At 75.5% G+C, this 22614-nt stretch carries 22 protein-coding genes; 10 read left to right on the top strand and 12 right to left on the bottom strand.

What is annotated here, in order from left to right; genetic code table 11:
* The first annotated feature begins 161 nt into the window (after positions 1 to 161).
* Complete coding sequence (locus tag D0Z06_RS21400; RefSeq protein WP_117379568.1) at positions 162 to 953, top strand: DUF3027 domain-containing protein; 792 nt, start codon at positions 162 to 164, stop codon at positions 951 to 953.
* Positions 954 to 1356: 403 nt separating this feature from the next.
* On the opposite strand, the gene D0Z06_RS21395 is transcribed toward D0Z06_RS21400, so the two are convergent.
* Positions 1357 to 1578, bottom strand: a complete 222-nt coding sequence (locus D0Z06_RS21395) for a DUF2530 domain-containing protein (protein ID WP_117379567.1) — start codon at positions 1576 to 1578, stop codon at positions 1357 to 1359.
* Between the two features lie 103 nt (positions 1579 to 1681).
* On the opposite strand from D0Z06_RS21395, the gene D0Z06_RS21390 reads away from it, so the two are divergent.
* The 5 genes from D0Z06_RS21390 (at position 1682) to thpR (ending at position 6060) form a co-directional block, all read left to right on the top strand.
* Positions 1682 to 3196, top strand: coding sequence for an NCS2 family permease (locus tag D0Z06_RS21390; protein ID WP_117379566.1), 1515 nt, complete (start codon positions 1682 to 1684; stop codon positions 3194 to 3196).
* Positions 3197 to 3233: 37 nt separating this feature from the next.
* Positions 3234 to 3668: a MarR family winged helix-turn-helix transcriptional regulator gene (locus D0Z06_RS21385; protein WP_117379565.1), complete on the top strand. Its 435-nt coding sequence runs from the start codon at positions 3234 to 3236 to the stop codon at positions 3666 to 3668.
* Positions 3665 to 5026: an MFS transporter gene (locus D0Z06_RS21380; RefSeq protein WP_117379564.1), complete on the top strand. Its 1362-nt coding sequence runs from the start codon at positions 3665 to 3667 to the stop codon at positions 5024 to 5026. Before D0Z06_RS21385 ends, D0Z06_RS21380 begins: the two co-directional genes overlap by 4 nt.
* A gap of 75 nt (positions 5027 to 5101) precedes the next feature.
* Complete coding sequence (locus D0Z06_RS21375; protein ID WP_117379563.1) at positions 5102 to 5494, top strand: hypothetical protein; 393 nt, start codon at positions 5102 to 5104, stop codon at positions 5492 to 5494.
* Positions 5491 to 6060: an RNA 2',3'-cyclic phosphodiesterase gene (thpR, locus tag D0Z06_RS21370; protein ID WP_117379601.1), complete on the top strand. Its 570-nt coding sequence runs from the start codon at positions 5491 to 5493 to the stop codon at positions 6058 to 6060. The genes D0Z06_RS21375 and thpR overlap by 4 nt, the downstream gene beginning before the upstream one ends.
* Positions 6061 to 6067: 7 nt before the next feature.
* Here thpR and D0Z06_RS21365 read toward each other — a convergent pair whose 3' ends face one another.
* Positions 6068 to 7858 carry a peroxidase family protein gene (locus D0Z06_RS21365; protein WP_117379562.1) on the bottom strand — a complete coding sequence of 597 codons (1791 nt, stop codon included), beginning with the start codon at positions 7856 to 7858 and terminating at the stop codon, positions 6068 to 6070.
* Between the two features lie 178 nt (positions 7859 to 8036).
* Positions 8037 to 9005, bottom strand: a complete 969-nt coding sequence (locus tag D0Z06_RS21360; protein ID WP_117379561.1) for an aldo/keto reductase — start codon at positions 9003 to 9005, stop codon at positions 8037 to 8039.
* Between the two features lie 28 nt (positions 9006 to 9033).
* Here D0Z06_RS21360 and D0Z06_RS21355 point away from each other — a divergent pair, with 28 nt between their 5' ends.
* The gene (locus tag D0Z06_RS21355) at positions 9034 to 9894 is read left to right on the top strand and encodes a thioesterase family protein (protein ID WP_233517874.1); all 861 of its coding nucleotides are present in this window, start codon (positions 9034 to 9036) and stop codon (positions 9892 to 9894) included.
* Here D0Z06_RS21355 and D0Z06_RS21350 read toward each other — a convergent pair.
* The 4 genes from D0Z06_RS21350 to D0Z06_RS21335 form a co-directional block, all read right to left on the bottom strand.
* On the bottom strand, positions 9855 to 10412 hold the full coding sequence (locus D0Z06_RS21350) for a TetR/AcrR family transcriptional regulator (protein ID WP_117379559.1): 558 nt from the start codon (positions 10410 to 10412) through the stop codon (positions 9855 to 9857). The genes D0Z06_RS21355 and D0Z06_RS21350 overlap by 40 nt on opposite strands.
* A gap of 59 nt (positions 10413 to 10471) precedes the next feature.
* Positions 10472 to 11248: an ABC transporter permease gene (locus D0Z06_RS21345; protein ID WP_233517873.1), complete on the bottom strand. Its 777-nt coding sequence runs from the start codon at positions 11246 to 11248 to the stop codon at positions 10472 to 10474.
* Positions 11245 to 12048: an ABC transporter ATP-binding protein gene (locus D0Z06_RS21340; protein WP_117379558.1), complete on the bottom strand. Its 804-nt coding sequence runs from the start codon at positions 12046 to 12048 to the stop codon at positions 11245 to 11247. The genes D0Z06_RS21345 and D0Z06_RS21340 overlap by 4 nt, the downstream gene beginning before the upstream one ends.
* A gap of 102 nt (positions 12049 to 12150) precedes the next feature.
* Complete coding sequence (locus D0Z06_RS21335; RefSeq protein WP_117379557.1) at positions 12151 to 13077, bottom strand: NAD(P)/FAD-dependent oxidoreductase; 927 nt, start codon at positions 13075 to 13077, stop codon at positions 12151 to 12153.
* 81 nt (positions 13078 to 13158) lie between these two features.
* Here D0Z06_RS21335 and D0Z06_RS21330 point away from each other — a divergent pair, with 81 nt between their 5' ends.
* Complete coding sequence (locus D0Z06_RS21330; RefSeq protein WP_117379556.1) at positions 13159 to 13962, top strand: TrmH family RNA methyltransferase; 804 nt, start codon at positions 13159 to 13161, stop codon at positions 13960 to 13962.
* A gap of 60 nt (positions 13963 to 14022) precedes the next feature.
* Here D0Z06_RS21330 and D0Z06_RS21320 read toward each other — a convergent pair whose 3' ends face one another.
* The 5 genes from D0Z06_RS21320 to D0Z06_RS21300 all read right to left on the bottom strand — a co-directional run bounded on the left by D0Z06_RS21320 (position 14023) and on the right by D0Z06_RS21300 (position 19688).
* Positions 14023 to 14496 (bottom strand): general stress protein, encoded by a 474-nt coding sequence (locus D0Z06_RS21320; protein WP_117379555.1) that lies wholly within the window; start codon positions 14494 to 14496, stop codon positions 14023 to 14025.
* Between the two features lie 73 nt (positions 14497 to 14569).
* Positions 14570 to 15556: a septation protein SepH gene (gene sepH / locus D0Z06_RS21315; protein WP_117379554.1), complete on the bottom strand. Its 987-nt coding sequence runs from the start codon at positions 15554 to 15556 to the stop codon at positions 14570 to 14572.
* 133 nt (positions 15557 to 15689) lie between these two features.
* On the bottom strand, positions 15690 to 17141 hold the full coding sequence (locus tag D0Z06_RS21310) for a family 14 glycosylhydrolase (RefSeq protein ID WP_233517872.1): 1452 nt from the start codon (positions 17139 to 17141) through the stop codon (positions 15690 to 15692).
* A 262-nt stretch (positions 17142 to 17403) separates the two neighbouring features.
* A complete protein-coding gene (gene serC / locus D0Z06_RS21305; protein WP_117379553.1) occupies positions 17404 to 18516 on the bottom strand; it encodes a phosphoserine transaminase in 1113 nt (370 codons plus the stop codon).
* Between the two features lie 41 nt (positions 18517 to 18557).
* Positions 18558 to 19688 (bottom strand): citrate synthase 2, encoded by a 1131-nt coding sequence (locus D0Z06_RS21300; RefSeq protein ID WP_117379552.1) that lies wholly within the window; start codon positions 19686 to 19688, stop codon positions 18558 to 18560.
* 150 nt (positions 19689 to 19838) lie between these two features.
* Between D0Z06_RS21300 and pdxH the strand changes: the two genes are divergently transcribed.
* Complete coding sequence (pdxH, locus tag D0Z06_RS21295) at positions 19839 to 20486, top strand: pyridoxamine 5'-phosphate oxidase (protein ID WP_117379551.1); 648 nt, start codon at positions 19839 to 19841, stop codon at positions 20484 to 20486.
* A gap of 28 nt (positions 20487 to 20514) precedes the next feature.
* The gene (locus D0Z06_RS21290) at positions 20515 to 21831 is read left to right on the top strand and encodes an MFS transporter (RefSeq protein WP_117379550.1); all 1317 of its coding nucleotides are present in this window, start codon (positions 20515 to 20517) and stop codon (positions 21829 to 21831) included.
* Positions 21832 to 22614 lie beyond the last annotated feature (783 nt).

Raw genomic sequence — 22614 nt, 5'->3', positions numbered from 1 at the left:
GTCGGGGTCTGCTCCGCCCGCCGGCGCAGGACACGCCGTCGTGCACGGGGAGGACGGGAGCTGGACACGACCCCATCGTGCCGCACCTGCCCGGGAGGGCGACGCGGCCGCCGGGCGGGCCGGTACGGCGGGGCGCGACCCCGGTCAGCGACAATGGGCACGTGGCCCCCACTCCCGACCCCGGAACCCCGGTGACCGACGTCCTGGCCGGGGCGGTGGAGCAGGCCCGCGCCGCCGCCGTCGACACCGCCGGCGCGGCGGACCTGGTCGGCGCGCACCTCGGCTCGACCGCCGAGACCGGGCCGGGGGACGCCGCCGTCCTCGGCGAGGTCGTCACCCACTCCTTCGCCAGCCACCTGCCCGGCTACGCCGGCTGGTACTGGGCGGTGACCCTGGCCCGCGTGCCGGGGGAGGAGACGGTGACCGTCGACGAGGTCGTCCTGCTACCCGGCGACTCCGCGCTGCTGGCCCCCGCCTGGGTGCCCTGGCACGAGCGGTTGCGGCCCGGGGACCTCTCGGTGGGCGACGTCCTGCCGGCGACCGAGGACGACCCGCGCCTGGTCCCCTCCTACACGGTGGACGACGACGCGGCCGACGACCCCGAGGCCGCGGCGCTCGCCGCCGAGATCGGTCTCGGGCGCGAGCGGGTGCTCTCCCGCGAGGGGCGCGCCGAGGCCGCCGCACGGTGGAGCGCCGGCGACTTCGGCCCGAGGGCGGCGATGGCCCGCCACGCCCCCGGCCCCTGCGGCACGTGCGGCTTCCTGCTCCCGCTGGCCGGTTCGCTGCGCAGCAGCTTCGGGGTCTGCGCCAACACCTACTCACCGGCCGACGGCCACGTGGTCACCATCGACCACGGCTGCGGCGCGCACAGCCAGGCGAGCCTCCCGGCCGACGACGCCACGGAGGTCGTCACCTCACCCCGCTACGACACGGGCACCTACGACGTGCTGTGACATCGGTCGGCCTACCGGCCTCCGACCGCGGCCACGGGCCGTTCCCGGCTGCCGCTGAGCCGCTGCGGTCGCGGTCCTCCTCGGGGACCCTGCGGGCCCCGCTCGTCGGCCGCCGACCGCGGCCACGGGCCGTTCCCGGCTGCCGCTGAGCCGCTGCGGTCGCGGTCCTCCTCGGGGGACCCTGCGGGCCCCGCTCGTCGGCCGCCGACCGCGGCCACGGGCCGTTCCCGGCTGCCGCTGAGCCGCTGCGGTCGCAGGGCCCCTCGGCAGGGCCGTGTCCGGGTGGTGGGTGGTTTCCCCCTCTGGGTCCTCCGTCTGTGAGTGCACGGTGCACTCACAGACGTAGGACCCGGAGGGGGTGGTGAGTCCCGCGGCGGACGCCGTCCCGAGCGGCGCGGCCGGGCTACCGGTCGCGGTGCAGCTGCCCCTGCCAGCGCATGATGCCGAGGCCGATGCCGGCCAGCGCGATGCCGGCGACGCACGTCCAGGTCCACACCCGGTCCACCCGGTCCCCGAGCAGCAGCAGCACGACGAGGGCCGCCACCCACAGCGCGGTCCCGGCGAGGACGACGCGAAGGGTGTCCACCCGCAGCGGTGGCGGGGCCTGCTTCTCCGGACGCGGCACGTGTGAACCCTAGGTGTCGCGCCGCGCGGCCCGCGTCAGGTGCCCGACGCACGTGTGGCACGCTGGCGCCGCTCGTCGCAGGACCGCCGCACCAGGAGACGTGATGCCCGAGAAGTTCGCCCCGACGAGTTCCGGCGGCACCCCCGCGGACGTCTCGGCCGGCACTCCGCCCACCACCCCCCGCCGCAGCGAGGGCCCGCGGGTCCGGCCGCGCAACGGGGTGGACCGCTACTTCGGCATCAGCGCCCGGCGCTCCACGGTCGCCCGGGAGCTGCGCGGCGGGCTGACCACCTTCTTCACGATGGCCTACATCGTGGTGCTCAACCCGATCATCCTGTCGGGGGTCGACATCACCGGCACCGCGCTGCCCTTCGGCTCGATCGCCGCCGTCACCGCGCTGCTGGCCGGCGTCCTGACCATCCTGATGGGCGTCGTCGGGCGCTACCCGTTCGCGGTGGCCACCGGCCTCGGCATCAACGCGATCGTGGCCGTCTTCGCCGCCACCCAGCTGGCCTGGCCCGAGGTCATGGGGCTGGTCGTCCTCGAGGGCCTGCTCATCACGGTCCTGGTCCTGACCGGGTTCCGCCGGGCGGTGTTCGAGGCCATCCCGGCGCAGCTGAAGACGGCCATCGCGGTGGGGATCGGGTTCTTCCTCACCATCATCGGGCTGGCCGACGCGGGCATCATCCGGCCGGGCAACCCGCTGATCAGCTTCGGCATCGGTGGTCAGCTCGCCGGCTGGCCCAACCTGGTCTTCGTCGTCGGCCTGCTGCTGAGCGCCGTCCTGGTGGTCCGCCGGGTGCGGGGTGCGCTGCTCATCGGCATCGTCGTGACGACGGTGCTGGCGATCGTGGTGGAGGCGATCGCCGAGATCGGCCCCCGGTTCGGGACCGACGGCACGGAGAACGCGCGCGGCTGGGCGCTGCAGGTGCCGAGCCTGCCCGAGGACGTCGTCGGCCTGCCCGATCTCTCCCTGCTCGGCAACTTCTCGCTGCTCGGCGGCTTCGAGCGGATCGGCGTCATCGCCGCGCTGCTGATCGTCTTCTCCATCATGATCGCCGACTTCTTCGACACGGTCGGCACGGTCACCGCCGTCGGTGCCGAGGGCGACCTGCTCGACGAGGACCGCAACCTGCCGCGCTCCCAGCCGGTGCTGCTCGTCGACTCGATCGCCGCCGCGGCCGGGGGCGCCGGCAGCGTCAGCTCGAACACCACCTACATCGAGAGCGCGTCCGGCGTGGCCGACGGCGCCCGCACCGGGCTGGCCAGCGTGGTCACCGGCACCCTGTTCCTGCTGGCCACGCTGTTCACCCCGCTGGTGGCGGTGGTGCCGTCGGAGGCCGCGGCCCCGGCCCTCGTCATCGTCGGCGCGCTGATGATCAGCCAGATCCGGCACCTCGAGTGGGACGACATGTCCCTGGTGATCCCGGCGTTCCTGACGATCGCGCTCATGCCGTTCACCTACTCGATCACCAACGGCATCGGCGCCGGGGTCATCACCTTCGTCCTGCTGCGCGCCGTCACCGGGCGGGTGCGCACCGTCCACCCGCTCATGTGGGTCATCGCGGTGCTCTTCCTCGTCTACTTCGCGCTCGAGCCGCTCCAGCAGCTGTTCTGAGCGGTCGGCCGGCGGTTGATTAGCTAGGCTGACGATCGTGAGCCGGACGACGCTGGACACCGCGGCCCTGGCCCACGACCTGCGCCTGGCGGTCATGCGCTTCTCGCGGCGGCTGCGCAGCCAACGCGTCGACCGGTCGGTCACGCTGACCCACCTGGCCGCTCTCTCCACGCTCAAGCGGTACGGCCCGATGAGCCCCGGCGAGCTGGCCGGCCACGAACGGGTGCAGCCCCCGTCGATGACCCGCGTGGTCGTCGCGCTCGAGGGGATGGGCCTGGTCACCCGCAGCCCGCACCCGACCGACGGCCGGCAGGTGGTCATCGACCTGACCCCGGCCGCGGAGGACCTGCTCGACGCCGAGGCCCGCGCACGCGAGGCGTGGCTGGCCGGCCGGCTGCAGGAGCTCACGCCCGAGGAGCGTGAGGTGCTCCGCGAGGCAGCGGAGATCATGGACAAGCTGGCGAGTGGGTGAGCGCCGGCACCTCCTCCACCGGTGCGTTCCGCTCCCTGCGGGTGCGCAACTACCGGGTGTACGCCTCGGCCAACCTGGTCAGCCTCACCGGCACCTGGGTGCAGCGGATCGGTCAGGACTGGCTGGTGCTCCAGCTCTCCGGCGGCAGCGGGGTGGCGCTGGGGCTGGTCACGGCCCTCCAGTTCGCTCCCACGCTGCTGCTGTCGATGTACGGCGGGGTGCTCGCCGACCGGTACGACAAGCGGCGGATGCTCATCGCCACGCAGGGGCTCATGGGGCTGCTGGCGCTGGTGCTCGCCGTCCTGGTCGCCACCGACGCCGTCGCCCTCTGGCACGTCTTCGCCCTGGCCGGCTCGCTGGGGGCGGTCGCCGCGGTCGACGCCCCCGTGCGGCAGGCGTTCGTCTCCGAGCTGGTCGGGCCCGAGCTGCTGACCAACGCCGTCAGCCTGAACTCCAGCATCTTCAACGGCGCCCGGTTGGTGGGCCCCTCGCTCGCCGGCCTGCTCATCGGTGCCTCGGGCGGTGACACCGCCCCGGCGTTCGCCCTCAACGCGGCCAGCTTCGCCTGCACCATCGCGGCCCTCGCCGTCATGCGGCCGGAGGAGCTGCGGCGCAGCACCCCGGTCGCCCGCGCCCGCGGCCAGCTGCGCGCCGGGCTGGCCTACACCTGGGCGCACCCCGACCTCGTGCTGGCGATGGCGCTGGCGTTCGTCATCGGCACCTTCGCGTTCAACTACCAGGTCACGATCGCGCTGATGGCCCGCGAGGTCTTCGGCCTGGGCGCCCAGGCCTTCGGCCTGCTCTCCACCTGCTTCGCCGTCGGCTCGCTCTCCGGGGCGCTGCTCTCCACCCGGCGCAGCGCCCGGCCCCGGCAGCGGTTCCTCGTGGTCTCCGTCGTCGTCTTCGGCCTGCTCACCATCGCCTGCGGCCTCATGCCGGGCCACGTGTCCTTCGCCGTCGTGCTGGTGCCCGCCGGCGCCGCCGCCCTGGTGTTCAGCGTGGCCAACAACAGCTTCGTCCAGCTCGGGGCCGACCCCAGCATGCGCGGGCGGGTGATGGCCCTGTACTTCGTCTGCTTCATGGGCGGCACGCCGCTCGGTGCGCCGCTCATCGGCTGGGTCGCCGAGCACCTCGGTGCCCCTTGGGGCTTCGTCATCGGCGGCTCGATCGCGGTGCTCGCCGGCCTGGTGGCGGCGGCCTGGCTGGCCCGCCGGCACCGGGTCCGGCTGGAAGCCGGGCTCGCCCCGCCGCGGCTGAGGATGCGCATCGCGCCCCGGGCGGTGCCCCCGGTGCCGGTGCGGGCGGCCGCGGAGGCGGCCGCCGGGCAGGCGCCCGGCCAGCAGGTCGCCGGCCGCTGACCGGCGGGGGCGGCACGACGGCGCGGGCCGACGTACTGTGGCGCTCAGCACACCCGAGTCGTCCGCGGAGGCGACATGGCCACCTCACTCCTCGGCCTGGGGGCCCTCATCGGCGGGGTCGTCGGCGCGGTCGCCCTGATGGGCTGGCTCGCGCGCTGGTTCTGCGGGCTGACCCGGTTCCCGATCCACCGCCGGGCGCGCCCGACGGTCCCCGTCCACCGCCCGGTGGAGCGCGTCGCGGCCGACCTGCGCCGCCTCGACCGGCAGCTCTCCTCGGTGCCCGCGGGGGCGCCGATGGCCCGCCGGCGCGGGCTGCAGGCCGCCTACGACGACGTGCTCGTCGAGGCCGCGGAGCTGCTCGAGGTCGAGCACGGGCTCGCCGACCTGCCGCCGGGGATGGCGCGGGACGTCGAGCGGCTGCGGGTGCAGGCGGCGCTCTCCGACACGGGCATGGTGGTGCGCGGCTGACCGTTCCCGCCCGGCCGCAGCGGCTGTTCCTCGCCGTCGTCCCGAGCCCGGAGGCGCGGGACGACCTGGCCCGCGCGCTGGCCCCCCTGCGCGACGCGCCCGGGGGGCCGCGCTGGACCGACCCCGGGCGCTGGCACCTGACCCTGCTGTTCCTGGGCGCGGTGCCGGCCGACCGCACCCCCGGCCTCGTCGCCGCCACCGGCCCGCTCGTCGCCGCCACCCCGCCGTTCACCCTGCGGCTGTCCGGCGCCGGCCGGTTCGGCTCCCGCCGGCGGCCGCAGGTGTGCTGGGTGGGGGTGGACGGCGACACCGCCGTCCTGGCCGGCCTCGCCGGGCGGCTCGCCACCGCGGCGCGGCGGCTGCGCCTCCCCGTGGAGGACCGCCCCTACCGGGCCCACCTCACCCTGGGCCGGTGGCGGCCCGGCGCCCCGGCGGACGGCGACCTGCCGGCGTGCCTGGCCGGGTACCGCGGCCCGGACTGGGTGGTGACCGCGGTGGACCTCGTCGAGAGCCGGCTGGGCCCCGCGCCGACCCACGAGCGCCTGGTGTCCTGGCCGGTGGGGTGAGCCGGCGTCAGACGACCACCGGGCCCTCGACGGGCGACACCGCCGCCGGGTCCACCTCCTCACCCGGTTCGAGCAGCTCGGGCCCCTCGTCCTCGGGGTGCTCGTCCTCCGGCTCCTCGTCGTCCGGGAGCTCCTCCTCGGGCAGCTCCTCGTCCTCGGGTCCCTCGGAGGCCCGCGGGTCGATGACGTCGGCCCACCGCAGGAAGTCGCCCATCGCGTACCCGGGGCCGGGGGAGAAGCCGGGGTCGGTGGTGAAGTAGGACGTCCGGTCGCACGCCATCAGGCCGAGGACCACCTCGGCGACGATCGTGCCGCCGACCGGCCCCAGCCGGGTGCCGCCGAGCAGCTCGGCCTCCTTGAGCACGTAGAACCACAGCGGCGCCTTGCCCAGCCGCCGCCACGTCGGGCCGGTCAACCCCAGCTCGGCGTTCGACAGGGGGCGCAGCCCCATGGCGGCCGCGACGTCCTGGCCGGCCGGCAGGCCGAGCCGCTTGCCGCGCAGCAGGTTGCGCTCGGCCAGCGCGGTGATCGCCCCCGCGGTCGGCGCGACGACGGTGGGCGGGAGCGTGGCCAGGGGCAGCGAGAGCTGGGTGTCGATGCGGCGGGACATGTTGCGGTCGTCCGGCGTGCTCATGCCGGGGATGTCGAAGAAGTAGTTCCAGTCGATCCAGAGGTCGGCCGGCACCGGGCGGCTGCCGCGCAGGTCCTGGTACCCCTCGCGGGCGAACAGCGGCACGGTGTGGCCGTCCTGCACCTCGTACTCGGCCCGGATCATGCTGTGCCCGAACCGGAAGGCGGCACCGGAGTACTCGACCGGCATGTAGGGCCGGCGCGGGTCCCGCGGCCGGTAGAAGCGCCCGGTGAACTCGATGGGCCCGGAGCCGCGGCGGCGGAGCAGCCGGTCGACCACCTCGCGCCCCACGATGCGCGGCAGGTAGTCGTTGACGATCAACCACTGGTAGTGGGTGCGCACCAGGTGGTAGGCCTGCTGGAAGGTCCGCCCCTCGTCGCGCAGCCGGTTGTGCAGCCGGAGGAACGCCGCGTGCAGCTGGGCCACGATGATGTTCTCGTCGTTGCGCGGATCGCCCAGGAAGGCCACGCCGACGTCGTCGCGGGGCAGGTCGTGCAGGCCGTCGTGGTCGTTGGTGCGCAGGTATCCGGGTCGGGCGGGGTCGTAGAGCTCCGGGCTGCCGTCCGGCCCCTTGCCGTACACGCTGCCCAGGTCGAAGCGGGGGGTGTCGTAGTTGGTCATGGCCAGCGGATCCTGCTGCTGGTCCGACAACGGCGTGGTGTCCAGCGTCATGTCGTGGTCGATGAACTGGCCCAGGTAGATGTAGCCGGCGGGGATGCCCGGGTTGTCGAACTCCACGTCGGAGTCCTTGACGTCCGAGAGCGGCGCCTTGCCGTCGTTCATCGTGGCGGCCAGCTCGGTCAGCAGCGCGTCGGGCGCGGCGAACGCCGGGAGCTGCTTGAACATCAGCCCGAAGCGCGCCTCCTTCTCCCGGCCGGCCCGGACCGCGATGGCGCTCCCGCGCGGCGCCCCCACGGCGTGCGCGCCGCGCACGGCCCTGCGCGGTGCCGGCGCGGGGGCCGGTGCTGGTGGCGGCGCGGTGGGGGGCCGGCGACCGCCGGGCGCGGCGGCCGCGGTCCCGCCCAGGACCGGGACGGCGGCCAGCGCCACCAGCCCGGTCAGCACCGAGCGCCGGGTGACGTGCCCGGAGCGCGCACCGGCGTCCCCGGCCGGTCCGCTGCTCCCGGTGAACGGGCAGGTCCCGCCCTCGTCCGCTGCACCCCGCATCGCGCATCGCCCCCCGGCGCCGCCGGGCGACCCCCGTCGCCCTCGTGGCGTGGAGGGTGCGCCGGCCGCGGAGCCCCGGGGACTCGCTGCCGAGGGGGTGCCGACTCCCCAGACATGGGGGCCCGGTGGCCGGTGTGTCGCGCTGCGCGGTCAGTCGATCACGGAGCGTGCGCGAGTGTCACCACGCGTACTCCTCCGGTGCCGTGCGGTAGCCGGGGAAGACCTCGTCGAGGCGGTCGAGCTGCGCTTGGTCGAGGTGGACGTCGAGCGCCCCGAGGGCCCCCTCCAGCTGCTCGGCGGTCCGCGGCCCGACGATCGGGGCGGTCACCCCCGGTCGGTGCAGCAGCCAGGCCAGGCCGACGTCCGCCGGGGCCAGGCCCCAGTCGCGGCAGGCGGCCTCGTAGGCCTCCAGCGCCGGGCGGTGCCGCTCGATCCGCTCGCGGTTGCGCTCGGCGTGCCGGCGGTCGCCCTCCTGGTCGCCGAGGACGCCGGCCAGCAGGCCCTGCGCCAGCGGGCTCCACGGGATGACCCCGACGCCCAGGTGCCGGGCGGCGGGCAGCACCTCCAGCTCCACGTGCCGGGTGAGCAGGTTGTAGTGCGACTGCTCGCTGACCAGGCCGAGGAAGTGCCGGCGGGCCGCCGCCTCGTTGGCCACCACCAGCTGCCAGGCCGCGTGGTTGGACGAGCCGACGTAGAGGACCTTGCCCTGGGCGACGAGGGTCTCGCAGGCCTGCCAGACCTCCTCCCACGGCGTGGCCAGGTCGACGTGGTGGAACTGGTAGAGGTCCACCCAGTCGGTGCGCATCCGGCGCAGGGAGGCCTCGCAGGCGCGGACGATGTTGCGGGCGGAGAGGAACGTGTCGTTGGGCCAGTCGGTCATCGACCCGTACACCTTGGTCGCCAGCACGGTGCGCTCGCGGCGCTCGCCGCCCCGGGCGAACCAGCTGCCGAGCACCTCCTCGCTGCGGCCCTTGCCCGCGTCGAAGCCGTAGACGTTGGCGGTGTCGACGAAGTTGACCCCGGCCTCCAGGGCGCGGTCCAGGATCGCGTGCGCGTCGGGCTCCGCCGTCCGCCAGCCGAAGTTCATCGTGCCCAGGCAGAGCCGGGAGACCGACAGGCCGCTGCGGCCGAGGTGGGTGTACTCCATGTCCGCCGAGCCTGGCAGTCTCGCGGCCGTGCCGCAGACCGACCGCCCCGACCGATCCGCCTTCGACGCCGCGACCGCCGTGACCCGGGCCGAGGGCGGCGGCCTGGTGGCGACGCTGGACCCGGGCTGGGACGTCGGCCCGGGGGTGCTCAACGGCGGCTACCTGCTGGCCGTCGTGGCGCGCGCCGCGCTGGCGGGGAGCCCGCACCCCCACCCGGTCGCGGTGTCGGCGTCCTTCCTGCGGGCGACCGGGCCGGGGCCGGCGTCGCTCGCGGTCACCCCGGGGACGGGCGGGCGCACGCTGGCGCACGGCTCGGTGCTCCTCGGGACGGCGGAGGGCCCGTCGATCGCCGCGCAGGTGACCACGGCGACGCTCGGGGCAGAGGAGCCGGTCTACTCCGCCGACCCCGCGCCCGAGGCGGCGCCGGTCGAGGAGTGCGTGCCCGCCGGGGACGCCGCGCTGGCCCACCCGCTGCCGGCCGTGGGGCTGCGCACCCGGGTGGAGACCCGGCTGGACCCGGCGACGGCCGGGTGGGCCCGCGGGGAGCCGGGCACCGAGCGGGTGGTGCGCGGCTGGGTGCGGCTGGCCGACGGCCGCGCCCCCGACCCGCTGGCGCTGCTGCTGTTCGCCGACGTGCTGCCCCCGACCGGCTGGGCGGTGGGCGAGTTCGGCTGGGCGCCGACCGTGCAGCTGCAGGTCCTGGTGCGCGGCCTGCCGGCCCCGGGCTGGTGCCTGGTGGAGTCGCGCGCCGGGGAGGTCGCCGGCGGCTGGCTGGACGAGGACTACCGGATCTGGGACGCCGGCGGCCGGCTGGTCGCCCGCAGCCGGCAGCTGGCCCGGCTGCCGCGTCAGGCCCCGCCGGGCAGCTCGACGTCGCCGGTGAGGTAGCGCTGGATCGTCGGGCCGAGGGCGGCGACGACCGTCTCGGGGTCGGCCGAGGCCAGCGGTTCGAGTCGCAGCACGTAACGGGCCATGACCAGCCCCATCACCTGGGAGGCCACCAGCGCGCCGCGGGCGTCGCGCTCCTCGACCGGCATGCCGGGGGAGCCGAGCACGCGGCGGATGACCCGGGCCAGGACGAACTCGCGCAGCAGGTTGGCCGACCACTCGTGGTTCACCGCCGACCGGACCAGCGCCAGGATGGCCGGCCGGGTCGGTCCGTCCCACACCTGCAGCACCATCCGGACCAGCGCCGGCCCCCGCCCCTCCAGCGGTACGGCGAGCACCTCGGGGAGGAGGTCGGCGGGGTCGGCCGGGGCCTGGACGGCGGCGAGGAACAGCTTGTCCTTGGTGCCGAAGTAGTGGTGCACCAGGGCTGGGTCGACGCCCGCGGCGGTGGCGATGCCCCGGATGGAGGCGCCGTCGAACCCGCGCTCGGCGAAGGCGGTGCGGGCCGCGGCCAGCACCGCCTCCCGCGTGTCCGGGTTGCCGGGGCGCCGGCCGGTCGGCCGGCGCCGGGGTGCGCTCAGCTGGTCCTCCTCCGCAGCGTCGCCGCCGCGAGGGCGAGGGCGACCAGGGCGGCGCCGGCCACGACGGCGACGTCCACCCACATCCTGCCGGTCGGCTCGGCCGAGCGCCCGAGCTCCTGCAGCCCGTCGACGGCGTAGGTGAGGGGCAGGACGTCGCTGACCGCCTGCAGCCAGCCGGGCATCTGCTCGCGCGGCACCAGCAGCCCGCACAGGAAGAACTGGGGCAGGACGACGACCGGCATGAACTGCACCGCCTGGAACTCGGTCCGGGCGAACGCGCTGGCCAGCAGCCCGAGCGCCACCCCGAGCACGGCGTTCACCACGGCGATGAGCACGACCGCCCACGGCGGGCCGGCCACGTCGAGGTCGTAGAGCGTGGTGGCCACGGTGACGGTGACGGTGGCCTGCAGCGCCGCGGCCAGCCCGAAGGCGGTGCCGTAGCCCAGGAGCAGGTCCGGCCGCGACAGCGGCGTGGTGAGCAGCCGCTCGAGCGTGCCCGAGGTCCGCTCGCGCAGCATCGCGATGCTGGTGACGAGGAACATCACGACGAACGGCAGGATGCCGAGCATCGTCAGCCCGACGCGGTCGAACGTCGACGGCTGGCCGGGCGGGGCCGGCAGGTCCGACCAGATCAGGTACAGCAGCCCGAGCAGCAGGCTCGGCAGCACGAGGAGCATCGCCATCGTGCGGTGGTCGTGCCGCAACTGGCGCAGCACGCGGCCGGTGGTCGCCGCGGTCAGCGCGGGGCTCAGGTGGGTGGTCGGGGCGGTCACGCTCGGCTCACCTGCTCGCTCCCGTGGGGCGCTCCGCTCCTCGCTCGTCCCTCGCTGCGATGCCCATGCCCCTGCTCGTTCGCGTCCGCCTCCTCGGAGGAGCGGATCAGCCGGAGGAAGGCCTCCTCCAGGTCGTCGGTGCCCGACTCGGCGCGCAGCCGGGCCGGCGTGGAGTCGGTGAGCAGCCGCCCCTCGCGGAGCAGCAGCAGCCGGTCGCAGCGGGCGGCCTCGTCCATCACGTGGCTGGAGACCAGCAGGGTGGTGCCGGCCGCGGCGAGGGCGTGGAAGCGCGCCCAGAGCTCGGCGCGCAGGACCGGGTCGAGCCCGACGGTCGGCTCGTCGAGCACCAGCAGGTCGGGGGCGGCCACCAGCGCGCAGGCCAGGGACACCCGCCCCTGCTGGCCGCCGGAGAGGTCGCGGACCAGCCTGCCGGCGGCGTCGAGGAGGCCCACGTCGGCCAGGGCGGCGTCGGACTCGCGGGCACCCATGCCGTGGAGGGCGCCGAAGTGGCGCACGTTCTCCCGGACGGTCAGGTCGGCGTACACGCTCGGCGCCTGGGTGACGTAGCCGACGCGGGCCCGCAGCGACGGGCAACCGGCCGGCCGGCCGAGCACGGCGACCGCGCCCCCGGCCGTGCGCTGCACCCCGACGACCGCGCGCATCAGCGTGGTCTTCCCGCTGCCGCTGGGCCCCAGCAGGCCGGTGACCTGGCCGGCCGGGACGGAGAACGACAGCCCGTGCAGCACCCGGCGGGTGCCGCGGTCGACGGCCAGGTCGGTGACGGTGACGGCGTCGGTCATGACGACCTCCCGGAGAGGAACTCAACGCCCGATGAACTCAACGGTAGATGAGTTCATCGGGCGCCGTCAACGGGTGGGAGGGGGAGTTCCGCTCGCCCGGGGTCAGGCCAGGGCGCGCCCCAGCGCCGTCCCGGAGGTCCAGGCGCTCTGCACGCGGGAGGGCGCCGACCAGCCGTCCCCGCAGGCGCCGATGCCGTCGACCAGCCCGAACGGCTCCTCGCGCGGCCGGGCCGGGCGGGCGAAGGTCCAGCGGTGCACGGCCGTCCAGGCCGGCGGGCCGTCGATGCCCAGCGCGCGGGTGACCGCGGCGGCGACCGGGCCCGCGGCCGCGCCGGGGTCCTCGAGGTGGGCGGCGGCGAGGTCCGGGGTGCTGTGGGCGACCAGCACCGGGGCGCCGTCCCCGCGCCGGTCGCCGTCGTCGGCGACCCACTCGACGGCGGGGTCGTCGTGGACGAACGCGCCGTGCAGGTCGGCCGGCCAGCGGCGGGTCTCCCACCCGAGGACGACGGCCAGGGCGGGCAGCCACGGCCGGTCGTCGAGCAGCGCCGCCGCGGTCGGCGGGTCGAGCAGCCGGCGGGCCTGCGGGTCGGGCATCGCCAGCACGACGGCGGGGGCCGGCTCGCCGTCCAGGCGCGGGCCCGGGGCGACGTCCTCGACGGTGCGGCCCTGCTCGACCTCCAGGCCGTCGGCGAGGTCGGCGACCAGGGAGCGCAGCCCGCCGGGCGCCCCGTAGCGCAGCGGGCCGCGCCGGGTCCCGCGCACACCGTCCGGGCCGGCCACGGCGAAGGTGTCGGTCCAGGGCCGGGCCAGCCCGCGGCCGACCCAGCCGGCCACCACCTCGGCGAAGGGGGAGCCCTCCTCGGCGGTCAGGTAGCTGGCGCCGAGGTCGACGACCCGGTCGTGGAGGGTCCGGGACGCCATCCGGCCACCGGGCCGCCGGCCGCGGTCGAGGACGCGGACGGGCCGCCCGGCAGCGGCCAGGGCGCGGGCGCAGGCGACCCCGGCGATGCCGCCGCCGACGACGGGCACGGGGGGAGGGGAGGGCACGCCGTCGATCCTGCGGGCTGTCCCGGCGCGGCGCCCGGCGGGCGCGCTGGCACGATCGCCGCCGTGCCCCCCGTGACCGTCACCGACCCGCGCGACGAGCGCCTGGCCGACTTCTTCGACCTCACGGCCGGGGACCGTCGCCCGGGGACGGAGCGGGGTACCGGCCCCGTGATCGTCGAGGGCGTGCCCGCGGTGCGCCGGCTGCTGGCCTCGCCGTACCGGGTGCGCGCGGTGCTCGGCGTCCCCGGCCGGGTGGCCGCGCTGGACCTGCCGCCCGGGACGCCGGCCTACGAGGCGGACAGGTGGGTGCTCTCCGAGGTCATCGGCTTCCGGCTCACCCGTGGCGTGCTCGCCTCGGCCGACCGCCGCCCGCCCGCGGACCTCGAGGCCCTGCTGCGCGGGCCGGATCCCGCGGCGCCGCGCCGGCTGGCCGTGCTGGAGGCGCTCAACGACGCCGAGAACCTGGGCTCGATCGCGCGCTCGGCGGTGGCCCTCGGCGTCGACGGCCTGCTGCTGGACCCGCGCTGCGCCGACCCGCTCTACCGACGCTCGGTCCGGGTCTCCATGGGGCACGTGCTGGCGCTGCCGTTCGCCACCCTCGCCGACTGGCCGGGTGGGCTGGTGCGGCTGCACGACGCCGGCTACCTGACGGTGGCGCTCACCCCGGCCCCGGACGCGGTCGACCTGGCCGGGGTGGACCCCCGCGCCCACCCCCGGACCGCGCTGCTGCTCGGGGCCGAGGGGCCGGGGCTCAGCCCCGAGGCGCAGGCGGCGGCCCGGGTGCGGGCACGGATCCCGATGCGCGCCGGGGTGGACTCCCTCGGGGTGGCCGCCGCGGCCGCGGTCGCCTTCGCCGCGCTGCGCTGAAGGAGGACCCCGTCCTCCTCCCCGCTCGCGAGCTCGCGGCGAGCCCCTGGACGGGGCCGTTCAGCCGCGCAGCGAGAAGCGGGCGAGCATGGCCCGGGCCTCCTCGGCGTGCGCGGGGTTGCACATGACGTCGTAGCGGCCGGCGACGATGGTGCTGGTGCTGGTGAAGTCCCGCCGGCCGCGGGTCGCGGCGTACCCCATGGCGCCGAAGAGCGCACCGAAGGCCAGGCCGATGAGCAGTCCGGTGAGCACCGACCCCACCCAGCTGCTGCCGTCGGGGGCGAAGATGCCGAGTAGCAGCCCCACGAACAGGCCCCACCAGGCGCCGGCGGCGGCGCCGGCGGCGAGGGCCCGGCCCCAGGACAGCCGGCCGGTCACCCGCTCCACCTGCTTGAGGTCCGAGCCGATGATCGTCACGTTCTCGACCGGGAAGCGCTCGTCGGACAGGTAGTCGACGGCGGCCTGGGCCTGGGCGTAGCTGTCGTAGGACCCGACCTGCACGCCGCCGAGGGGCATGGACACCGACGCAGACATGACCACCTCCTACCCCGGGGTCAACGGCGGACACGCCGGGCCGGTTCCGGGAGACGGAGGTCACCCGGACGGGTCAGCGCTGCCGGCGCACCCCGAAGACGATGTCCTCCCAGGCCGGGATCCGGGCGCGGGGGTCCTCGTCCTCGCCCTCGCCGCCGGGGCGGCCGAGGACGACGGTGTCGTGCTCGGCGATGTCGTCGATGTCGACCGGCTCGTCGTCCCGCCGCTCCCGGCCGCGTCCGCCGGCCCGGTCGCGGTCCGGTCCGGTCAGCGGGCGGGCGTCGTCGGCCGCCGTGCCCCCGGGCGGGGTGGTGCCGCCGGTCGTCGTCCCGTCGGCCTCCGCGGGGCCGGCCTGCCCGGTGCTGGCCCCGGGCTCCGCGGGCGGCTCCTCGTCGGCGACCACGGCGACGGGACGGGTGCGCACCGGCGGCACGGGGACGCCGGCCGGTACGTGGGGGACCACCCGCACCAGGCGGGTGCCCTCGGCGAAGTCGGTGGTGGCCGCGTCGAGCGGGGTGACGGTGCGCGAGGGGACGTCGTAGGCCCACCGGGTGACGCCCTCGTCGTCCCCGGCCTGCCACGCGGCGGTGACCTGCCAGGTGCCGTCGGCGGTCCGGGCGGCGTCCCACCGGACGGCGTCGAGGTCGCTGCCGAGCACGCGGAGGCGCTCGGACATGAACTGCTGCAGGGGGACGGCGGGGCTGCCGTCGGAGAGCCGCACCCGGGCCTCGCGGGCCTGCTCGGCCACCCGGCCGCGCTCCTGGAGCACCGGGTGGGCGAAGCGCATGACCCGCTCGACGGGGATCCCCGAGGCCTCGGCGACCTGCTCGGGGGTCTCGCCGGCGCGGATGCGGGCCTGGATCACGCGGGGCGGCAGCGTGGCGCCGATCTCGACCTCGATCTGACCGAGCCGGCGGGTGTCGCCCCGCGCCGCCGCCCGGACCCGGTCGTCGACGACCAGCTCGAAGCGCTCGCCCTCCTCGCCCGGCTCGACGGGGTCGGCGGCCAGGACCATCCGCGACCCGTCCTCGGAGAGCGCCACGAGGCGCAGCGTGCGCATGGGCACCTCCCGGAACCGGTCGTCGAGGCGGACGGCCCGAGGGACGGTCCGGCCCCCGAGGCTATCCGTGCCGGGCCGAGCGTGTCGGCAGGCCGCCCGGCGTGGCGGGGTGCGGCACCGGGGTCGGGCGGGGTCAGACGTCGGGGTCGTAGGTCTTGATGAACTGCGCGTACCGGTCCGCCCCCGTGCCCTCCGCGACGTCGTCCATGCGGAGCACGGTCAGGCCCAGGTACCCCCACATCTCGAAGGCCTCCTCGATGTTGTCCCAGCCCTCGTCGGTCCGCACCCCGCCGGCGAGCGCGTTCTCGCCCTTGAGCTCGACGCCGGCCCGGTGGGCGTAGTCGCCGATCCAGCCGACCAGCGTCTGGGCCAGGGAGTAGGCGGGCTCTCCGGGGTTGTCGTCCATCTCCAGCGCGGTGAAGTGCATGACCACCTCCCGCGGTCCCCCGTCGAACCGGTTGGCCAGCTCGACGACCCGGGCGTACCCGTGGCCGGTCGCCCACGAGTCGAGGTCGACGCTGGTCTGGACGAGCCCGGTGGTCACCTCGGTGGCCCGCGGGTGGACGGGGTGGGTCATCGACCAGTGGATGCCCGGCACCTTGTAGCCGATGTCGGCGGCCGGGAAGTCCTCGCCGAGGGCGTCGATGACCGTCCACAGCACTCGCTCGCCGTGCTCGACCAGCGAGCCGTTGTACCAGTCGACGAAGTCGCGGCCGTACTGGGTGTCCAGGTAGTCCCGGCCGGCGAAGAACGCGTCGGCGTCCTCGGGCGGGCCGATCTCCTGCACCGACGCGAGGTCGGTCCCCCAGGCCTCGTTGATCCGCTCGAGGGACCCGTACCGGTGCAGGACCTCGCTCCGGAGGTCCTGCACGGCCAGCGGGGAGTAGGACTGCAGCGCCCCCCGGGTCGGGTACCCGGTGCCCTCGTCGTGCTGGTTGTACGACGGGTAGCGCAGCTCACCGGACGGGCCGAGCGAGACGTTGACCTCCACCACGTCCTGGGCGTAGCGGTCGCCGTACTGCTCGGTGAAGGCCCGGGTGAAGTCGCGGTACTCGCCCATCACCACCTGGTCGGCCCAGCCCTGCACGCTCTCGGCGCTGTGGTTGCCCTGCTCGCTGCGGTGCTGCAGCCCGGTGGGGCCGAGCACGATGCCGCGGTAGGAGACCGCCGCGTACTTCTCCCACAGCCACGACGGCAGCAGGCTGGTGTAGTCGTCCCCGACGTTCCCGCCGGCCTGGTGGAACGACAGGATCGGCGCGAGGTCCAGGCCCTCGGCCGTGATGAGCTCGAAGACGCGGTCGTAGTAGCCCCAGTCGAACTCGTTGTCGGCCGCGCCCTCGACGTCGCCCCACCACACGTCGACGCTGACCGCCTGCACGCCGTAGGCGGCCACCGCCTCGAGGTCGGCCTCGAAGTCCGCCCAGTCGGTCACCTTCAGCGGTGCCATCACGTTGGCGGTGAACTCCGGGTTGTCCAGCGCCACGGGGCCGGGCGGCACCGGGCCGTCGGCGGGAGCAGCGGAGGCCACCCCGGGGGCGGCGGCGAGGACGCCGAGGGCGGCCAGGGCGACTGTGACGCGTCTCACGGCCGGGATGCTGCCACGCGGTCGCGATGGGGTCACGGCCGGTGGTGGACCGTTCCGTCCGCCCCCGGCGTGTCCCGCCCGACACCCCGAGCACGCGGCCGGAGCACCCGGGCCCCCTGCAGGGTCCCGCCGCGAGCGTGCGAGTGCTGGGGCAGGGTGGCCCCCTGCAGGGTCCCGCCGCGAGCGTGCGAGTGCTGGGGCAGGGTGGCCCCCTGCAGGGTCCCGCCGCGAGCGTGCGAGCGGTGGGGGGCAGGGGGTCCTTCTACAGCTTCTCGACGACGAAGTCGATGCAGGCGGTCAGCGCGCTGACGTCGTCGGGGTCCACGGCGGGGAACATCCCCACCCGCAGCTGGTTGCGGCCGAGCTTGCGGTACGGCTCGACGTCGACCACGCCGTTGGCCCGCAGCACTGTCGCCACCTGGGCCGCGTCGACCGACTCGTCGAGGTCGACGGTGCCGACCACGTAGGAGCGCTGCTCGGGGTCGGCCACGAACGGGGTGGCGTAGGAGGAGCGCTCGGCCCAGCCGTAGAGCCGGCTCGACGACTCCTGGGTGCGCGCCACGGCCCCGGAGAGGCCGCCCAGCGACAGCAGCCAGCGGATCTGGTCGGCGAGCAGGAAGAGGGTCGCCACCGCGGGGGTGTTGTACGTCTGGTCCTTGGTGGAGTTGTCGAGGGCGATCGACAGGTCCAGGAAGCCGGGCACCCAGCGGCCCGAGCCCTTGATCTCGGCGATCCGCTCCAGGGCGTCGCCCGACATCAGCGCCACCCACAGGCCGCCGTCACTGGCGAAGCACTTCTGGGGGGCGAAGTAGTAGACGTCGGTCTGCGAGACGTCGACCGGGAGCCCGCCGGCGCCGCTGGTCGCGTCGATGAGCACGAGCGCGTCCTCGGTGCCGTACGGCCGCTCGACCGGGGCCATCACGCCGGTGGAGGTCTCGTTGTGCGCCCAGGCGTAGACGTCGACGCCCTCGGACGCGGTCGGCAGCGCCAGCGACCCCGGGGCGGCCTTCGCGATCACCGGGTCGGCGAGGAACGGCGCCTCGGCCACGCCGGAGGCGAACTTGGCGGAGAACTCGCCGTAGCTGCCGTGCGCGCTGCGCTCCCGGATCAGCCCGAAGACCGCGGCGTCCCAGAAGGCCGTCGTCCCCCCGTTGCCCAGGACGACCTCGTAGCCGTCGGGGAGGTCGAACAGCTGCGCCAGGCCCTCGCGCACCTGCCGCACCAGGCCCTTGACCGGTGCCTGCCGGTGCGAGGTCCCCATGATCGCGGCGCCGTCGGTGGCCAGGGCCTGCAGCGCCTCCGGGCGGACCTTGGACGGGCCGCACCCGAAGCGGCCGTCGGCGGGCAGCAGGTCGGCGGGGATGGACATGGTCATCCGGGGAGTGCCTCTCGGTCGGGAGGGGAGGGAGGTCCCTGCTAGGCGGGCGCGACCTCGTCGACGGCCTTGGTCTGGATGGTGTCCCAGCCCGCGACCTCGTCGGGCTTGCGCGGCGGCGGACCGATGTAGCGCGCCGAGGGGCGCACCAGGCGGCCGGTCTGCTTCTGCTCGAGGATGTGCGCGCACCAGCCGGCGGTGCGGGCGCAGGTGAACATCGAGGTGAACATGTGGCTGGGGACCTCGGCGAAGTCCAGGACGATCGCCGCCCAGAACTCCACGTTCGTCTCGATGGGGCGGTCCGGGCGCCGCTCGCGCAGCTCGCGGAGCGCGGCCTGCTCCAGCGCCAGCGCGGCCTCGAACCGCGGGGCGCCGAGCTCCTGGGCGGCCTTGCGGAGCACGCGGGCGCGCGGGTCCTCGGCCCGGTACACCCGGTGCCCGAAGCCCATGAGCCGCTCCTTGCGGTCCAGCAGGTCCTGCACGTAGCGGTCGGCGTCCCCGGCCTGCTCCACGCCGTCGAGCATGTGCAGCACCCGCGAGGGCGCCCCGCCGTGCAGCGGCCCGGACATCGCGCCGATCGCCCCGGACAGCGACGCGGCCACGTCGGCGCCGGTGGAGGCGATCACCCGCGCGGTGAAGGTGGAGGCGTTCATGCCGTGCTCGGCGGCCGACGTCCAGTAGGCGTCGACGGCGGCGACGTGGCGGGGGTCGGGCTCGCCGCGCCAGCGGACCATGAACCGCTCGACGATCGTCGCGGCCTCGTCGACCCGCGACTGCGGCACGGCCGGGACGCCGATGCCGCGCGCGGACTGCGCGACGTAGGACAGCGCCATCACCGCCGCGCGGGCCAGCTGGTCGCGGGCCTCCTCGTCGGAGATGTCCAGCAGCGGGCGGTAGCCCCAGAACGGCGCCAGCATCGCCAGCGCGGCCTGCACGTCGACGCGGACGTCACCGCTGTGCACCGGGATGGGGAACGGCTCGGCGGGCGGCAGGCCCGGGCCGAACTTGCCGTCGACCAGCAGCGCCCACACGTTGCCGAAGGTGACCTTGCCGACGAGGTCCTCGATGTCGACCCCGCGGTACCGGAGGGCGCCGCCGTCCTTGTCCGGTTCGGCGATCTCGGTCTCGAAGGCGATGACGCCTTCCAGCCCGGGGGTGAAGTCGTCGGCCATCTCGCATGCTCCTCTGCGCGCGGGACACGTGCGGCCACGGGGGGCATGGCGCACGACTGCGCCTGCGACCCTAGGCGGTGGCGGACCCCCCGGCGCACGCGGGGCGCGGCCCACTCGGGGCGTGCAGCGGCGCGGTGACAGCATGGTCGCGTGCCCGACCTCTCCCGCATGCGCAGGGACTACGACCGCCAGGGGCTGCGCGAGGAGGACCTCGCGCCGACCTGGGTGGAGCAGTTCGACCGCTGGTTCGGCGACGCCGTGGCCGCCGGCCTCCCCGAGCCGAACGCGGTGGTCGTCGCGACCGCGGACGCCGACGGTGCACCCGACGCCCGCATCGTGCTCGTGAAGGGCTACGACGAGTACGGCTTCGTGTTCGGCACCAGCTACGCCTCGGCGAAGGGCGCCCAGCTCGCCGTCAACCCGCGGGCGGCCCTGGTCTTCCCGTGGCACGCCCAGCAGCGCCAGGTGCGGGTGACCGGCCGGGTGGAGCGGGTCGGCGACCGCGCCTCCGACGACCTGTGGGACCCCCGCCCCCGCGGCGCGCAGCTCGCCGCCGCGGCCAGCCTCCAGTCCACGGTCGTCGACTCCCGCGACGAGCTGGTCGCGCGGCTGCGCCGGCTGGACGCCGACACCCCCGACGGCAAGCTGCCGCGGCCGGAGGTCTGGGGCGGCTACCGGGTGCTGCCCGACGTCGTCGAGTTCTGGCAGGGCGGTGCCGACCGGCTGCACGACCGGCTGCGCTTCGTGCGCGACGACGCGGAGGGCGGCGGCTGGGTGGTCCAGCGGCTCGCCCCGTGAGGGGGTCCGCGCCCGCCGGGACGAGGACGTGACCTCGCCGGTCGACCCCGTCGAGGGGGCCGGCGGCGTCGAGCAGCCGGTGCCCGAGCAGGTGCGCCGCCGCGGGTGGGCCATCGACACCACCCCGCTGCGCAACCCGCACTACCGCCGGCTGTTCTGGGGCGTCGCGGCGACGATGCTCGGCCAGCAGATGACGCTGGTCGCCGTCCCGTACCAGGTCTACGCGCTCACCGGCTCCTCCCTGCTCGTCGGCGTGACGTCGGTCGTCGCGCTCGTGCCCCTGGTCGTCTTCGGCCTGCTCGGCGGGGCGATCGCCGACTCGATGGACCGGCGCCGCCTCATGCTGGTGACCGGTGCCGGGTCGGCGGTCACCAGCGCGCTGCTCGCGGTACAGGCGCTGCTGCCCGGCGGGGGGAACCTGTGGCTGCTGTGGGCGCTCACCGCCGCCGTCTCCGGGTTCAGCGCCGTCAACCAGCCCACCCGCAGCGCGGTCATCCCGGCGATCGTGGGCGCCGGGGGCGTCCCGGCGGCCAACGCGCTGGCGATGACCGTCCGGCAGGTGGGGGTGATCGTCGGGCCGCTGCTGGCCGGCGTCCTCATCGGCCTCGGCGACCTGTTCGTCACCTACGCCGTCGACGCGCTCGGTTTCCTCGTCGCCGTCCTGCTGCTGCGGGGCCTGCCCGCCCTGCCCCCGGGCCGGGACGCCGCGCCGCTGCGGCTCGGCGCCGCGGTGCGCGGGGTGGGGGAGGGTTTCGGCTTCCTGCGCACCCAGCCGGTGCTGCTCATGACGTTCGTCGTCGACGTCATCGCGATGCTCTTCGCCTGGCCGCAGGCGGTGTTCCCCGAGCTGTCCGAGGGCCGCTACGCCGGTTCGCCCAACAGCCTCGGCTGGCTGTTCGCCGGCATCTCGATCGGCGCGCTGGTCATGGGGCTGACCTCGGGCTGGGTCTCCCGGGTGGACCGGCAGGGCGCCGTCGTCCTGGCGGCGATCGCCGTGTGGGGCGTGGCGATCATCGGCTTCGGTCTCGCCCCGACCCTGTGGCTGGCCGTGCTCTGCCTCGCCGTCGCGGGCGCGGGTGACATGGTCAGCGCGGTGCTGCGCTCCTCGATGCTCCAGCTGGCCGCACCGGAGGAGATGCGCGGGCGCATGCAGGGCGTCTTCCTCGTCGTGGTCGCCGGCGGGCCGCGGCTGGGCGACCTGCGCGCCGGCGCGATCGCCAGCACCGCCGGGGTCGGCGTGGCGATGGTCTCCGGCGGCGTGGTGGTCGTCGTGGCGATGGCCGTGGTCGCGGTCGCGGTGCCGTCGTTCTGGGCGTTCCGCGCCTCGCGGTCGGCGCTGCCCTGAGCCCGGCGTTCCTCGACGGAGGTCGCCGCTGGCGCCTCGTCGGGGTGTCGCTGAAGGCGGCCTATGAGACACCTACGCACGTACGCCTGTTGGGTGATGTCGGTGGTGGTCGGCTCCCGACCTCGGCAGGCTGTCGGGGTGCCGTCGAACAAGGTCCAGATTGCCGTCGTCGTGGGTGTGGCGGTCCTGCTGGCCGTGTTGGACTGGGTTATCAACGACACTCCGCGGACGGCAATCGCCGTCACTGTGGGTGCGGCGGTCGGTCTTGTAGTGCTGTTCGTGCGGAAGGCCCGCCGAGGATAAGACCGCTCCTGACCACCCCGGGCATCACCGCTGGGTGTCCCAGAGTGGGCCGCTCAGCGACACCTGGGCTGGCCACTCATGTGGCGTGTCACGGCTGACGTCTGCGCCTCGGTGGCAGGGCAGGCAGAAGGGCCGCAGGCACGGCTCCCGCCAGTGCGAGACCGACGGCCCTTCCCAGGTCGTCAAGCCACCAAGTCGCGAGAAGCAGGAGGATCAGCCCGTAGGCCAGCGCCCACGGGAGACGCTGTAGCACGCCTCGCCAGTAGCCGCCCTCCAGTCGCATGTGCGCGACGATGCCATGACCTGCCTGCGCAGACCGCGACCTCGTCCGAGGTCACCCGATCGAAGTCGCCCTAAGAGTCCCCGCCAGTAGGCGTGATCGTCGCCTTCGGCGTGGCTGATCGTTGGGGGCAGGCACGAGGGCCACGCTCGCGAAGGTGCTAACGCTCCGTGAGATGTGGACCGCTCGTGCCTGCCGTC

Origin of the sequence: Geodermatophilus marinus, assembly GCF_003428645.1 — a bacterium.
Taxonomy (GTDB): domain Bacteria; phylum Actinomycetota; class Actinomycetes; order Mycobacteriales; family Geodermatophilaceae; genus Geodermatophilus.
Note: the sequence above shows the minus strand (reverse complement) of the source record. Positions and strands in the feature narration are given on the sequence as shown.

Excerpts from the sequence above, each read along its gene's own strand:
- D0Z06_RS21365 (WP_117379562.1), bottom strand. The coding sequence starts at position 7,858 with ATGCGGGGTGCAGCGGACGAGGGCGGGACCTGCCCGTTCACCGGGAGC.
- D0Z06_RS21360 (WP_117379561.1), bottom strand. The coding sequence starts at position 9,005 with ATGGAGTACACCCACCTCGGCCGCAGCGGCCTGTCGGTCTCCCGGCTC.
- D0Z06_RS21375 (WP_117379563.1), top strand. The coding sequence starts at position 5,102 with ATGGCCACCTCACTCCTCGGCCTGGGGGCCCTCATCGGCGGGGTCGTC.
- serC (WP_117379553.1), bottom strand. The coding sequence starts at position 18,516 with ATGACCATGTCCATCCCCGCCGACCTGCTGCCCGCCGACGGCCGCTTC.
- sepH (WP_117379554.1), bottom strand. The coding sequence starts at position 15,556 with ATGCGCACGCTGCGCCTCGTGGCGCTCTCCGAGGACGGGTCGCGGATG.
- D0Z06_RS21320 (WP_117379555.1), bottom strand. The coding sequence starts at position 14,496 with ATGTCTGCGTCGGTGTCCATGCCCCTCGGCGGCGTGCAGGTCGGGTCC.
- D0Z06_RS21340 (WP_117379558.1), bottom strand. The coding sequence starts at position 12,048 with ATGACCGACGCCGTCACCGTCACCGACCTGGCCGTCGACCGCGGCACC.
- D0Z06_RS21300 (WP_117379552.1), bottom strand. The coding sequence starts at position 19,688 with ATGGCCGACGACTTCACCCCCGGGCTGGAAGGCGTCATCGCCTTCGAG.
- D0Z06_RS21390 (WP_117379566.1), top strand. The coding sequence starts at position 1,682 with ATGCCCGAGAAGTTCGCCCCGACGAGTTCCGGCGGCACCCCCGCGGAC.